Genomic DNA, 13,771 nt, shown 5'->3' with positions numbered 1-13,771 from the left:
GAAATCAGGAAGTGAAGAGCAGCGACGTCATCAGGTAGTTGGCGGCAAGGATAAGGATCGAGGCGGCCACCACGGCATTGGTGGTGGCGCGGCCCACGCCCTGCGCGCCGCCCATGCTGCGATAGCCCGCATAGCACCCCATCAGCGCGATGATGAAGCCGAACACCGCGGACTTGATGAGGCCGGAGGTGACATCCTGCACCTCGATGAAATCAACCGTATTGCCGATATAGACCAGCGGATTGAAGCCCAGGCTCTGGGTCCCGACGGTGAAGCCGCCGAAGATGCCGATGATGTCGGCCACCACCACCAGCAGCGGCATGGAGACGACCGCAGCAATGATGCGCGGCGCCACCAGGTATTTGAACGGGTTGGTGGAGAGCGTCACCAGCGCGTCGATCTGCTCGGTGACACGCATGGTGCCGATCTCGGCTGCGATTGCCGCCGAAACACGGCCCGCGACCATGAGCCCGGCGATCACCGGACCCAGCTCGCGGGTTATGCCGATGGCCACGATGTTGGCGACGAAGCCCTCCGCATTGAAGCGGGAGCCGCCGATATAGATTTGCAGCGCCAGCACGCCGCCGGTGAAGAAGGCGGTGAGGCCGACGACCGGCAGCGAGAAATAGCCGATGCGCAGCATCTGCACGCCGATGAGCCGGAAATAGATGGGAGGCGCAACACACGCCCGCAGGGCCCGGAGGGTGAAACGAGACAGCGCGCCGACTTCGGCAAGGAAGGTCAGAACGGCACGCCCAACCAGGGCAAACAGGTTCACCGGATGTCACTCCTCGTCGGGTCGGGCGCCGGGCAGTGGGGCGGCCCGGCAGGGGCGGGTGCTCAGAATTGGCTGAAATCGGCTGCAATATAGCGCCGCTCATACCGTGAGCCCAAGCTGGTTAACACCTCGTACCCGATGGTGCCAGAGGCCTGTGCCAGATCATCCACACTTATGGTCGGCCCCAGCACCTCCGCCTGGTCGCCGGGCCTGACCGCGCCGTCGGGCAGGGCAGTGACGTCGAGCACCACGAGGTCCATGGAAACCCGGCCCACATAGGGCACGCGCACCCCGTTGATGGCGGCAAAGCCGCGGTTTCCCGCCGCCCGGAAGATGCCGTCCGCATAGCCCGCCGCGATGGTGGCGGTGCGCATGTCCGAGGCTGCAGTGAAGGTGGCACCGTAGCCGATGGTTTCACCCGCCGGCACCCGCCGCAGCTGCACCACTTCGGCCCCCACCGTCACAACATGGTGAAACGGCGCGGGCTCCGCGATGAACGGGCTGCCGCCATAAAGGCACACGCCCGGCCGGGTCAGCTCGTAGTGATAGTCGGGCCCCAGGAAGATGCCCGCCGAATTGCACAGGCTGGCTTCCACATCCGGCAGGCGCGACCGCATGCGGTTGAACCGCGCCCGCTGCACGATGTTCATGTCCGCAGACGGATCATCCGCACAGGCCAGGTGGCTCAAGACCAGGCGCAGGTCGATCCCCTGCAGGGCATCCGGCGCCAGCGCGTCGAGCGCTGCCTCGTCGAAGCCCAGCCGGTTCATGCCGGTGTCGAGCATCATGGAAGCAGCCAGGGGGCGGCCATGGCGGTCGCCGGCCTGCGCCCACAGGGCCAGTTGCTCCGGCCCGTTGAGCACAGGGATCAGCCCGGCATCGGCCATGGCATCCACATGGCCTGCCATCGGCCCGTTAAGCACATAGATGGCCGCGTCCGGCGCGACGCTGCGCACGGCGATGCCTTCAGACGGCAGGGCCACGAAGAAATCCCGGCAGCCGGCCTTGGCCAGCGTGCGCGCCACTTCGACCGCCCCAAGCCCGTAGCCATCCGCCTTGATGACAGCACTGGCCCGCGCTGTCCCGCTGGCCTCATGCGCCGCGCGCCAGTTCCGCGCCAGGGCACCGAGGTCGATGGTCAGGGAGCCGGAAGCAGAAAGCCCGGAAGCCGGAAGGGAAGGGGGCGTCGATGTCACGATGAGGGGCCGGACCGCAGAATTGCCAGATCACGGACCATCATAGGACTGGTGGAAATGGTCAAGATCACCGAAGCGGGTGAGGTTGGCCTGGAACTGCAGCTCCACGCGGCCGGTGGGACCATGGCGCTGCTTGCCGACAATCACCTCGGCCTTGCCATGGGCACGGGTGCAGTCTTCCTGCCATTTGAGATGTTCGGGCGTGCCTTCCGACGGCTCCGAGCGCAGCAGGTAATATTCCTCGCGATAGACGAACATCACCACGTCGGCGTCCTGCTCGATCGAGCCGGATTCACGCAGGTCCGACAGCTGCGGGCGCTTGTCGTCGCGCGCTTCCACCTGACGGGAGAGCTGCGACAGCGCCATGATCGGCACATTCAGCTCCTTCGCCAGTGCCTTGAGGCCGGTGGTGATGGCCGTCACCTCCTGCACGCGGTTGTCCTGGTTCTTGCCGCTGGAGGTGACGAGCTGGAGATAGTCAACCACGATCAGCTGCAGACCCACCTGGCGCTTCAGCCGCCGGGCGCGCGCGGCGAGGGTGGAGATGGCGATGCCGCCGGTATGGTCGATGTAAAGCGGGATCGACTGCAGAAGCTCGGTTGCCTCGCGCAGCTGGCCGAACTCGTCCGCCGTGATCTCGCCGCGCCGGATCTTCTCCGACGAGATGCCCGAATGCTCTGCCAGAAGTCGGGTCGCCAGCTGCTCGGCCGACATTTCCAGCGAGAAGAACGCTACCACGCCGCCATCGGCCACCTTCTCGCGGCCGTTCTCGTCGATCTCGGTGCGGAAGGCCTTGGCGGCATTGAAGGCGATGTTGGTGGCCAGCGCCGTCTTGCCCATGGAGGGACGCCCGGCAAGGATGATGAGGTCGGAGGACTGCAACCCGCCCAGCTTGGCATCGAGGTCGCGCAGGCCGGTTGAGAGGCCAGACAGCTGGCCCTCGCGCTGATAGGCGGCAGCGGCCATGTCCAGCGCACCGGTCAGCGAGTTCTTGAACGGAATGAAGCCGCCTTCATAGCGGCCCTTCTCGGCCAGATTGTAGAGCGCGGCTTCGGCGTTCTCGATCTGCTGCGTCGGCGGCAGGTCGATGGGGGTGTCCTCGGCGGTGGCGGTGATGTCCTCGCCCAGCCGGATCAGCTCGCGCCGGACGGCGAGGTCATAGATCGCCCGGCCGTAATCGCGCGCATGCGGCGTCGCCACGGCAGCGGCTGCCAGCCGCGCCAGATAGGCAGGGCCGCCCACATCGGCCAGTGCGCTGTCGCGCTCGAAAAACGCCTTGAGGGTAACCGGCGTCGCCAGGTGACCGCCCACCACGAGCTGCGCCACCGCCTCGAAGATGCGCGCGTGCAGCGGCTCGTAGAAATGATCCGCCGACAGGAACTCGGAGACTTTGTCATAGGCCTCGTTGTTGACGAGGATCGCCCCCAAGAGTGCCTGCTCCGCCTCGATTGAGTGCGGCATCTCGCGATACTTGATGCCCTCGAAATCGGGATCAGGCGTGTCGTCGGGAGCAGGGAAGGGAGTCGGTGCGGGATCCATGACCACAGTATGTAACGCAGCTGCGACCAGCCGTCAGGCGTCAATTGGGGCAAGCCCGGCGCTGTACACAAAAATCATATCCACAGCCTGTGGATGATGTGCGCGATTCAGTCTAACCGATTCCAATGACTCACAGAATCAAACACTTCAGGCACGGCGCGACTCACGCCCGCAGCTTGCTGCGGCCTGTGGACTGAAGCGTTTCCTCGCGCCGGTGCAGGGTGGTTTCGGCCTCTGTCATGTAGCTGCGGGTCATCGGCAGGGCATCCACCTTGCGGGTCAGCTGCACCTGGAACACCATGAATCCCATATGCCGGAACGAGCTTTCGGAGGCCGCCAGGTAGAACTCCCACATGCGGCAGAAGCGCTCGTCATAGATCTCCTTTGCCCGGTCGCGGTTGGCGGTGAAGCGCTCCCGCCAGTGGCGCAGGGTCTCCGCATAATGCAGGCGCAGGATCTCGATGTCGGTGACGAACAGGCCCGCCTTTTCGATGGCCGGCAGGACCTCGCTCAGGGCCGGAATGTAGCCGCCGGGAAAGATGTATTTGGCGATCCACGGATTGGTCGTGCCCGGCCCGTCGATGCGGCCGATGGAATGGATCAGCGCCACCCCGTCCTCGTCGAGCAGCCGGGCCACCTGGTCAAAATACTCCTGATAGTGACCCACCCCCACATGCTCGAACATGCCAACCGAGACGATGCGGTCAAACGCCGGGTCCAGATGCCGGTAGTCCTCCAGCCGGAACCGCACCCGGCTGTCGAGACCCTGATGCAGGGCGCGGGCGCTCGACAGGGTGTGCTGCTCCTCGGACAGGGTGACGCCGGTCACGTCCACCTCTTCCATCTGCGCCAGATAGAGCCCGAGCCCGCCCCAGCCAGACCCGATATCAAGCACCCGGTTGCCCGGCTCCAGCCTGAGCTTGGCGGCGATGTGGCGCTTTTTGGCCAGCTGCGCCTCGTCAAGGCTTGTGTCCGGGGTTTCGAAATAGGCACACGAATATTGCCGGTCCGGGTCCAGGAACAGGTCATAGAGCCCGCCGTCCAGATCGTAGTGATGGGCCACATTGTCTTTGGCCCGGCCGATCGGGTTGTGCTGCAGCACCCGCCGGTAGAGCCGCCGGGCCCGGGCGATGGCAGCCGCCAGCGGCGTGCCGTAACCGGTGCCCACATTGCGGCCCAGCAGGTCCATCAGGTCCCAGACATCGCCCTCGGTGATGTCGAGGCGGCCGTCCATATAGGCTTCGCCGAATTTGAGATGCGGGTTGAAGGCGATGGCGCGACCGATCTTCGCGTCCCGCAGGGTGAGTGTCACCCCGGGCGGGCCGCCATCGCCCACTGTCCAGGTCTTCCCATTGGCTTCGACCACCGTGAGCCGGCCGGTCTTCACCACATAGTCGAGCAACCACCGGAGGAACATCTCAGCACCTCATGCATGCCCAATTGTCTGCCCAGCCCATCAGCATGGCAGCCGGCCCGGGCCCGCAGGATCCGGGCAGCGGCCACCCAAAAGTCTATGCCCCCGGGCGGCAGGCGCAAGGGGGCATCCGATCGAGCATCTGGGGGGCGGGCGCTGCGGGGATAAGGGCGGGGATATCGAGCGTGACGCTGGCGCGGAAAAACCGGGGAAAACCCGCCTTCGCAGCTGCAGGAAAAATCGGCTTATACGACATATCGCAACATATCAGGCCTCTTGGAGCCCGATATTTGTTGCACCGCAAATGAAAACGCCGCCGCCCGGCATGGGCAGCGGCGTTGTCGTGTCGTCCTAAGGGCTGGCGCCCCGGAAAATGCCCTGGCGTCAGGCCTGGGTCTCTTCCTCGGCGGCGGCGTCATCGTCACCGGCCTCGGCAGCGTCACCCTCTTCGAGAGCGGCGGCGGCTTCGGCATCCTCGAACACTTCCTCGGCGAGGAGCGCTGCTTCCTCTTCCTCGTCGGTGCGGTCGACGGTCACGTCCTCACCGCGCGCCTGGCGCTCGGCTTCTTCCTGCGTCCGCGCCACGTTGACGGTGACGGTCGCAGAGACTTCCGGATGCAGACGGATCAGCACGTCGTGCAGGCCCAGGATCTTGATCGGGCGCTGCAGCTCCACCTGCTGGCGGGCCACGGTGAACCCGGCCTCGGTCAGGGCGGAAGCCACGTCGCGGGTGGCCACGGAGCCGTAGAGCTGGCCGGTTTCCGAAGCAGAGCGGATCACGATCACGCTTTCGCCGTTGAGCTTGGTCTCAACCGCTTCGGCTTCCTTGCGCAGTTCAAGGTTGCGGGCCTCGAGCTGGGCGCGCTCGGCTTCGAAGCGCTTGCGGTTTTCCTTGTTGGCACGCAGCGCCTTGCCGCGCGGCAGCAGGAAGTTGCGGGCGTAGCCCGGCTTCACGTCAACCACGTCGCCCATCTGGCCGAGCTTCTCGACCCGTTCAAGCAGAATAACGTCCATTGGAAACTAGTCCTTCTTCCAGCAAGCGCCGCCTGCCGCCCGATGCGGCCAGATCGTCGCGCCTGTCCCACCGCGCAGGGTGGTTAGCGGCAGAGTTTCTGGAAGCAGCCTCAGGCCGCTTCCAGGTCGGGAGCGTAGCGCTCCCGCAATCCCATCCAGGCATCCGCCAGTCCCAGGCATCCCACCAGCACCGCAACCAGCGGCGACAGCAGGACGAGGGCCGTATAGAACCCGGTGAGCGCGGCAGACCGTGCCTGCCAGCGGCGCGAGATAGCATGAATTGTGGCCAGTCCCAACAGGAAATAGGGAATGAACAGGACGGCCGCCAGCGACGCCCCCGCAAAGCCCGCTTCCCCCGGCAGGAAGGCAAACAGCAGTGAGGCCGGGAAGATCGCCAGAAACAGCTTCGGATAGCGCAATTCCGCGATCGACGGCGTCGGCCGCGCAGCGCGCCCCAGCCGCACCAGGATGAGCTGCGCCACCATCATGTTGGCCAGCGTCATGATCAGCCACAGGCTCGCCGCCATGGCCGGCACGAAACTGGCGATCCCCGCCAGGAACGCCCGCGGGCTGATGTCGAAGCCGCGTGCGTCCAGCACCCGCCCAAGCTCGCCCGTATCAACAATGCCCGTATTGATCATCTGCATGATCGCTCCGCGCAGGCCGTTCTCGGTCACCGTCATCGACAGGATCGAGATCAGCAGCAGCGAGGCGGCAATCGCCGTCGTCCACACCACCAGCAGGCCCGGCGGATACCAGGTCACCTCGGGCTCGGGCAGGTCGTCCGGCGGCCCGTCGATCTCACCGGCAGCCACCGCCCGGTGATGCGCTTCCCGCGCCCGTGCCGCCCGCGCAGCCGCCGAGGCACCGCGGCCGCCCACGGCCCGCGAAGTCAGCGCCAGCCGCATCAGCCACAGGGGGGCTGCCACTTCCACGGCGAGATAGACCACGCCGCTTGAAATGCCGTTGAACAGGGAGGTGAGGACCAGGCCCGTGCCCCCGGCGATCAGCGCCATCAGGGAGCCCCAGCCGAGGCCTGCGATGAAAATGGGGAGCGGCGACAGGTAGAGAAGAACGATCGCCGGCGTCGCGCCGCCGGACGCAGCCGCATAGAGCGTGCTGCTGGCAAGGCCCGCCAGCACGCCGATGACCCAGGGTGGGATGTTTCCCATGCGCAAGGTAGCGGTCTCAGCCAGTGAACGGAAAAAGGGCCCGCGCGGTAAATGATCCGGCGGGCCCTCAAACGTCGTGTGTCTTAGTCGACCACGTAAGGCAGCAGCGCCATGAAGCGGGCGCGCTTGATGGCGCGGGCCAGCTCACGCTGCTTCTTGGCGGACACGGCCGTGATGCGGCTCGGCACGATCTTGCCGCGCTCGGAAACGTAGCGCTGCAGGAGACGGGTGTCCTTGTAGTCGATCTTCGGAGCGTTGGCGCCGGAGAACGGGCAGGTCTTGCGGCGGCGGAAGAACGGCCGGCGGGCTGCGTCGGAAGGAATTACCTTCATGCGTCTGCTCCTTCTTTCTTGGCTTCTGCCTCTTTGCGGGCCTCAGGGGCGCTGCGGTCACCACCGCGATCGCCACGGTCGCCACCACGGTCACCGCGATCACCACGGCCACCACGATCACCACCCCGGCCACCACGATCACCGCCACGACCGCCGCGGCGGTCGTCACGGCCGCGCGCCTGCATCATGGCCGACGGGCCTTCCTCGTGCTCATCCACCCGCAGGGTGATGAAGCGCAGGATGTCGTCATGCAGGCCCATCTGGCGTTCCATCTCGGCAACCGCGGCGTGCGGGGCGTCGATGTTCAGCAGGGTGTAGTGGCCCTTGCGGTTCTTCTTGATCTTGTAGGCAAGCGTCTTGATGCCCCAGTACTCGGCCTTGGCAACCGAGCCACCATTGCTCTCAAGCACGGTCTTGAACTCTTCGGTCAGAGTCTCGACCTGCTGCGCGGACACATCCTGCCGCGCAATAAACACGTGTTCGTAAAGCGCCATTGGAAATGGGCTCCCTTGAAGTCAGCCGGTCCGGGCGCGAAGCCCCGTTCTTCGTCCGGAAAAGGGAGGTTCTCCGTTAGACGAACCGGGCGGGAACACCAGGACCGTTGTACGATTTCACGTAAGCGCTAAAGCGCCGTCCCTTCAGCTCCCGGCTCCGGACCTTGAGCGAAGCGGGGAGATACGAGAAAACGCGCCCAAGCGCAAGGGCTTAGGCGCACTTTGCATCCGTCATGCGCGCTACCGGGGCAGCGGTGGCCGCCCCGGTGGGCTTGAAATCGATCATCACCTGTTGTCCAGCCGCGCCCGCACATGGGTCAGGCCCTTGCGGGAGATGCGGTAGGGCGAGCCGTTTTCCGAGAAAATGAGCCGTTTCCGGCGCAGCTTGTCGAAAATCGGCAGGGTGCAGTGGCTCAACAGCCAGCCGTCGCGGGTCATGCATTCGATATGGGTGATCTTCTGGCGTCGGCCGGAAGGCGAGATGGCCCTGAAATGGCGGATATAGCCGCCCTGCGCCAGGGCGTGCAGCACGCGCTGCTCGTCGCGGGAGAGGTTCATTGTGAGATGTGCCGTCAAACTAAGTCTGAAGGCACCGGCCGGCAGGTCGGCGGACGCGTCACGCCATCCGCCCACCGCACGCGCGAAGGCGCGCACGATCACGCGCCCGCAGCCGGTGCGGGTTCGTTGCAACGGGGTCTGATGGGGCAGGGGCCGCACGCCTCGGTCGAGGGAGGGCCACCCAAATCAGCGCCCGTTAGCCGAGCACAATCTCACTAGACATAAAGTCTCCAACTTTGACCGCTTCAAAGTCGGTCCGGATGCCCGCAAATGCAAGGGGCAATGGTGTCCGATGTCTTGACTCAACGCCTGCGGCCAGTGTCTTTCCGCATGAACGCCCCCAAGCGTGGCGAGTCGACAACACCGGACCCGGCTGCCCCGGTGGGCAGCAGGACAGCAGGCAGAGGTGACACAAGTGAGCGATACCCCGATCCGTGCTTTCACATTCCCCGGCCAGGGCGCCCAGAGCGTCGGCATGGGCAAGGACCTCGCCGATGCCTTCCCGCAGGCCAAGGCCGTCTTCGATGAAGTGGATCAGGCGCTTGGTCTCAAGCTCACCGACATTATGTGGAACGGTCCGGAAGAAGACCTGACCCTCACCATGAACACCCAGCCCGCGCTGATGGCCGTCTCGATGGCGGTGGTGCGTGTGCTGGAAGCCGAAGCAGGCCTCGACCTCGCAAAGCACGCCAAATTCGTCGCCGGTCACTCACTCGGTGAATATGCCGCCCTCTGTGCCGCCGGCGCCTTCGACATCGCCACCGCCGCGCGCCTCCTGCGCCTGCGCGGCGAGGCCATGCAGCGCGCCGTGCCGGTGGGGGCGGGCGCCATGGCCGCCACCCTCGGCCTTGAAAACGACAAGGTGAATGACGCCGCCGAACAGGCAGCCTCTGAAACCGGCGAGCCCGTCGGCGTCGCCAACGACAATGCCAACGGCCAGGTGGTCATCTCCGGCTCCAAGGCGGGCGTCGACCGGGCCTGCGAGATCGCCAAGGAAATGGGCGCCAAGCGCGCCATGCCGCTGGCGGTCTCAGCGCCGTTCCATTCAGCCCTCATGCAGCCCGCCGCCGACGAGATGGCAGGTGCCTTGAAGGACACCGCCATCAACGCACCCGTCGTGCCCGTCGTCGCCAATGTGCGGGCCGAAGCCGTCACCGATCCCGACATCATCCGCACACTGCTCGTCGAGCAGGTGACCGGCCGCGTCCGCTGGCGTGAAAGCGTCATCTATATGCGCGATCAGGGGGTCGAGGAGTTGGTCGAATGCGGCTCCGGCAAGGTGCTCACCGGCCTCACCAAGTGGATCGACAAATCCATCAAGGGCCAGACCATCAATTCCGCCGAGGCCGTGCGCGGCCTGATCGACACCGGCCTCTAGCATCTACATGTGATCCGCAAACGATCCGTACACCGCACAAGATCAACTGAGACACAGCAGCAGGGAGCTCCCCATGTTTGACCTCACCGGCAAGACCGCGCTTGTCACCGGCGCCACCGGCGGCATCGGCGGCGCCATCGCCAAGGCCCTTCATGCGCAGGGCGCAACCGTCGCCCTGTCCGGCACCCGTGAAAACGTGCTGGCCGACGTGGCTGGCGAGCTGGGCGAACGCACCCATGTGCTGCCCTGTAATCTCAGCGATCTCGACGCGGTGGACGCCCTGCCCAAGCAGGCCGAGGAGGCCATGGGCCAGCTCGACATTCTCGTCAACAATGCCGGCATCACCCGCGACAACATCTTTATGCGGATGAAAGACGACGAGTGGGACCAGGTCCTTGCCGTCAACCTCACCGCTGCCTTCCGCCTGTCGCGCGGCGTCATGCGCGGCATGATGAAGCGCCGCTGGGGCCGCATCATCGGCATCACCTCGGTGGTCGGTGTCATGGGCAATCCCGGCCAGGCCAACTACGCCGCCGCCAAGGCCGGCATGATCGGCATGACCAAGTCGATCGCCCAGGAAGTCGCCAGCCGCAACATCACCGTCAATTGCGTGGCCCCCGGCTTCATCAAGACCGCGATGACCGATGTGCTGGATGATGGCCAGAAAGAGACCATTTCAACGCGCATCCCGGCGGGCCGTCTCGGCACGTCTGAGGAGATCGCAGCCGCAGCGCTCTACCTCGCCAGCGAGGAAGCAGCCTACGTCACTGGCCAAACCCTGCATGTGAACGGCGGCATGGCCATGATTTGACCGCATTGTTACCCGGAGGGATGCTTCTAAAAGCCCGGAATACTTGAGTTTTTCAGAAGGATTGCCCTCGGGCTGACAATCTGGTCAAAGGAATATGATTGTGTTACCAAGCGACCGCTTTTCGGGACATGAGCAGGCGCTGGCTACCGGTAACACTGCAAATTTGTCCTTTCCGCCCTTGCCGCATTGAAGTCAGGATGGTGACATCCGGGTGAGTTGCGCGAGGCGGGACGTTGAGCCCCAGATCAAGACCGGTTATCCGGCTGATTGCACACTACGAGCTGAGAGAAAAAAGCATGAGTGACATCGCAGAGAGCGTGAAGAAGATCGTCGTCGAGCACCTTGGCGTCGAACCTGAAAAGGTCACGGAAAATGCCAGCTTCATCGATGATCTGGGCGCAGACAGCCTGGACACCGTCGAGCTGGTCATGGCCTTCGAGGAAGAATTCGAAGTCGAGATCCCCGATGATGCCGCCGAGACCATCCTGACGGTCGGCGATGCCATCAAGTTCATCAAGGAAAACGCCAGCAGCTAAGCTGCCCCGGCACATGCCTTGAATAATACAAAACAGTTTTGCGGACGGGTGTGCAGGGCGCATATCCGTCCGTATTACTATCTGGACGAAGAATCGAAAGAAGATCGGGCGCAGGGCCGTCCGGGCGAGTAACGCATCTGGGAGAGTTCGATGCCGATGATTGAGCTGAGACGCGCAGTGGTCACGGGTCTGGGTCTTGTGACCCCGCTTGGCACCGGTGTGGACACCACCTGGCAGCGCCTGCTGGAAGGCCAGTCCGGCGCCGGCCCCATCACCAGGTTCGATGCGGACGGCTATCCCTGCCGCATCGCCTGTGAAGTAAAGCGCGGCGACGGCTCCGACGGCACCTTCAACCCCGATGACTGGGTGGACCCCAAGGAACAGAAGCGCATGGATGACTTCATCATCTATTCGCTCGCAGCCTCAGCCCAGGCGCTCGACGATGCCGGCTGGCACCCCGAGACCTATGAAGACCAGTGCCGCACCGGCACCATCATCGGCTCCGGCATCGGCGGCCTGCCCGGCATCGAGGAAGGCGCGCTGACCCTCCACAATAAGGGCCTGCGCCGCCTGTCGCCCTTCTTCATTCCCGGCCGCCTCATCAACCTCACCTCGGGCTATGCGTCCATCCGCTGGGGTCTCAAGGGGCCGAACCATTCCGTCGTCACCGCGTGCTCGACCGGCGCTCACGCCATCGGTGACGCCGCCCGCATGATCGCCATGGGCGACGCGGACGTGATGCTCGCAGGCGGTGCCGAAGCGGCCATCTCGCCGCTGGGCATTGGCGGCTTCTGCGCCTGCCGCGCGCTCACCACCGGCTTCAACGACACCCCTGAAAAAGCCTCGCGCCCGTATGACAAGGACCGTGACGGCTTCCTCATGGGCGAGGGCGCCGGCGTTGTCGTGGTTGAGGAATACGAACACGCCAAGGCCCGCGGCGCGAAGATCTATGCCGAGGTTGTCGGCTATGGTCTGTCGGGTGACGCCTATCACATCACCGCCCCGGCGGAGGATGGCGACGGCGGCTACCGGGCCATGCGCATGGCCATCGAGCGCGCCGGCATCCAGCCGGAAGACATCGATTATGTGAACGCCCACGGCACCTCGACCCCGCTGGGCGACGAGATCGAGCTGCGGGCGGTCGAACGCCTGTTCGGCAATGAGCAGCCGGACGTCTCCATGTCCTCCACCAAATCCGCGGTGGGCCACCTGCTCGGCGCCGCCGGTGCCATCGAGAGCATCTTCTCCATGCTGGCGATCCGCGACAACGTGGTGCCGCCGACCATCAATCTCGACAACCCGTCGGTGGAGACCGCGATCGACCTCGTGCCCAACGTCAAGAAGGAGAAGGAGGTCAACGTGGCGCTCTCCAATTCCTTCGGCTTCGGCGGCACCAATGCTTCACTGGTCTTTAAGGCGGTCGAGGCATAAACAGGGGCTGACCCGACCCGTCTCCTGGCCCATCCGCCGCGTGAGGATTGCCCCATGGACCAGACGCCGCCAACTGACGACACGCCTGCGGCCCCGGTGCAGGGGCGCAAGCGCCGCGCGGCGCGCCGGGTGCTCTGGCTGCTGACGGCGCTGGTCATTCTGGCTGTCATCGTCGGCACACCCGCCTGGCTCGCTTGGCGCGGCTTCACCGGCCCCAGCGCCATCCCGGAGCGGACGACCGTTCTTATTGAAGAAGGCTCCGGCCTCGGCCGGATCGCCCGCCAGCTTGAGCGCGAGGGGCTGGTCGCCGACGCGCTGATGTTCCGCCTCGGCGTCCAGGCTTTCGGTGAGGCGTCGAGCCTCAAGGCCGGCGAATATGAAATCCCCCGCCACGCCAGCATGCGCCAGATCATGCGCATCCTGGTGGACGGCAAGCCCATCCTCCATCCCATCACCCTGTTCGAGGGCATGACCTCGTGGGAAGTGGTCGAGCATCTGAAGCTCCAGCCGGTGCTCACCGGCACGGTCCCCATCGTGCCCGCCGAAGGCACGCTGCTGCCGGAGACCTATCTCGTCACCCGCGGCACCTCCCGCCAGGAGGTGATCGACCGCATGCAGCGCGCCCAAGCGAAGCTGATTGATGATCTGTGGGACGAACGCGCCGAGGGTCTGCCCTTCACCACGATTGCCGAAGCCCTGGTGCTCGCTTCCATCGTCGAGAAGGAAACCGGCAAGGGCGATGAGCGTGACAAGGCCGCCAGCGTTTTCATCAACCGGCTCGAGCGCGGCATGCGCCTGCAGTCCGACCCCACCATCATCTACGGCATCACCAAGGGGCAGGGGCCGCTCGGCCGCCGCATCCGCCGCTCGGAGATCGACCGCGCCACCCCGTGGAACACCTACCAGGTGGACGGCCTGCCGCCGACGCCGATCTGCAACCCGGGTGCCGCTGCCATCGAAGCCGTCCTCAACCCGGCGGAGACCGAGTATCTGTTCTTCGTCGCCGACGGCACCGGCGGCCACGCCTTCGCCAGAACCAACCGCGAGCACGAGCGCAATGTGCGCAAGTGGCGCCGCATCCAGCGCGAGCGCGGCCTCCGCTAGGGGCGTCTGCCAGG

At 65.2% G+C, this 13,771-nt stretch carries 14 protein-coding genes; 5 read left to right on the top strand and 9 right to left on the bottom strand.

The genetic code is table 11. The annotated features are described in order from the left end of the window. Nucleotides 1–4: 4 nt before the first annotated feature. The 9 genes from HG718_RS08320 to HG718_RS08280 form a co-directional block, all read right to left on the bottom strand. Complete coding sequence (locus tag HG718_RS08320) at nucleotides 5–778, bottom strand: MlaE family ABC transporter permease (protein WP_027840085.1); 774 nt, start codon at nucleotides 776–778, stop codon at nucleotides 5–7. A 62-nt stretch (nucleotides 779–840) separates the two neighbouring features. Further along, entirely contained in the window at nucleotides 841–1,974 is a 1,134-nt protein-coding gene (alr, locus tag HG718_RS08315) for an alanine racemase (RefSeq protein ID WP_188658408.1), read from the bottom strand. 30 nt (nucleotides 1,975–2,004) lie between these two features. Then, the gene (locus HG718_RS08310) at nucleotides 2,005–3,513 is read right to left on the bottom strand and encodes a replicative DNA helicase (protein WP_027840087.1); all 1,509 of its coding nucleotides are present in this window, start codon (nucleotides 3,511–3,513) and stop codon (nucleotides 2,005–2,007) included. 163 nt (nucleotides 3,514–3,676) lie between these two features. Next, the gene (locus HG718_RS08305) at nucleotides 3,677–4,930 is read right to left on the bottom strand and encodes a cyclopropane fatty acid synthase (RefSeq protein ID WP_160587475.1); all 1,254 of its coding nucleotides are present in this window, start codon (nucleotides 4,928–4,930) and stop codon (nucleotides 3,677–3,679) included. 381 nt (nucleotides 4,931–5,311) lie between these two features. Next, nucleotides 5,312–5,941 (bottom strand): 50S ribosomal protein L9, encoded by a 630-nt coding sequence (gene rplI, locus HG718_RS08300; RefSeq protein WP_160587476.1) that lies wholly within the window; start codon nucleotides 5,939–5,941, stop codon nucleotides 5,312–5,314. Between the two features lie 110 nt (nucleotides 5,942–6,051). Continuing rightward, a complete protein-coding gene (locus tag HG718_RS08295; RefSeq protein WP_160587477.1) occupies nucleotides 6,052–7,113 on the bottom strand; it encodes a DUF2232 domain-containing protein in 1,062 nt (353 codons plus the stop codon). 83 nt (nucleotides 7,114–7,196) lie between these two features. Then, complete coding sequence (rpsR, locus tag HG718_RS08290) at nucleotides 7,197–7,445, bottom strand: 30S ribosomal protein S18 (protein WP_027840092.1); 249 nt, start codon at nucleotides 7,443–7,445, stop codon at nucleotides 7,197–7,199. After that, entirely contained in the window at nucleotides 7,442–7,939 is a 498-nt protein-coding gene (rpsF, locus tag HG718_RS08285) for a 30S ribosomal protein S6 (RefSeq protein WP_160587478.1), read from the bottom strand. The genes rpsR and rpsF overlap by 4 nt, the downstream gene beginning before the upstream one ends. A 285-nt stretch (nucleotides 7,940–8,224) precedes the next feature. Next, nucleotides 8,225–8,497 carry a YjhX family toxin gene (locus HG718_RS08280; protein ID WP_160587479.1) on the bottom strand — a complete coding sequence of 91 codons (273 nt, stop codon included), beginning with the start codon at nucleotides 8,495–8,497 and terminating at the stop codon, nucleotides 8,225–8,227. Between the two features lie 415 nt (nucleotides 8,498–8,912). Here HG718_RS08280 and fabD point away from each other — a divergent pair, with 415 nt between their 5' ends. The 5 genes from fabD to mltG all read left to right on the top strand — a co-directional run bounded on the left by fabD (nucleotide 8,913) and on the right by mltG (nucleotide 13,757). Continuing rightward, a complete protein-coding gene (gene fabD, locus HG718_RS08275) occupies nucleotides 8,913–9,875 on the top strand; it encodes an ACP S-malonyltransferase (RefSeq protein ID WP_280521614.1) in 963 nt (320 codons plus the stop codon). A 73-nt stretch (nucleotides 9,876–9,948) separates the two neighbouring features. Beyond that, nucleotides 9,949–10,686, top strand: a complete 738-nt coding sequence (gene fabG, locus HG718_RS08270; RefSeq protein ID WP_160587480.1) for a 3-oxoacyl-[acyl-carrier-protein] reductase — start codon at nucleotides 9,949–9,951, stop codon at nucleotides 10,684–10,686. Between the two features lie 296 nt (nucleotides 10,687–10,982). Beyond that, entirely contained in the window at nucleotides 10,983–11,222 is a 240-nt protein-coding gene (locus HG718_RS08265) for an acyl carrier protein (protein WP_027840096.1), read from the top strand. A gap of 165 nt (nucleotides 11,223–11,387) precedes the next feature. After that, nucleotides 11,388–12,653 carry a beta-ketoacyl-ACP synthase II gene (gene fabF, locus HG718_RS08260; protein ID WP_160587606.1) on the top strand — a complete coding sequence of 422 codons (1,266 nt, stop codon included), beginning with the start codon at nucleotides 11,388–11,390 and terminating at the stop codon, nucleotides 12,651–12,653. Between the two features lie 54 nt (nucleotides 12,654–12,707). After that, on the top strand, nucleotides 12,708–13,757 hold the full coding sequence (gene mltG / locus HG718_RS08255; protein WP_160587481.1) for an endolytic transglycosylase MltG: 1,050 nt from the start codon (nucleotides 12,708–12,710) through the stop codon (nucleotides 13,755–13,757). Nucleotides 13,758–13,771 lie beyond the last annotated feature (14 nt).

Source organism: Pyruvatibacter mobilis (genome assembly GCF_012848855.1).
In the GTDB taxonomy this organism is placed as follows: domain Bacteria; phylum Pseudomonadota; class Alphaproteobacteria; order CGMCC-115125; family CGMCC-115125; genus Pyruvatibacter; species Pyruvatibacter mobilis.
The sequence above is the reverse complement of the archived record's forward strand: the minus strand, read 5'-3'. Positions and strand labels throughout refer to the sequence as shown.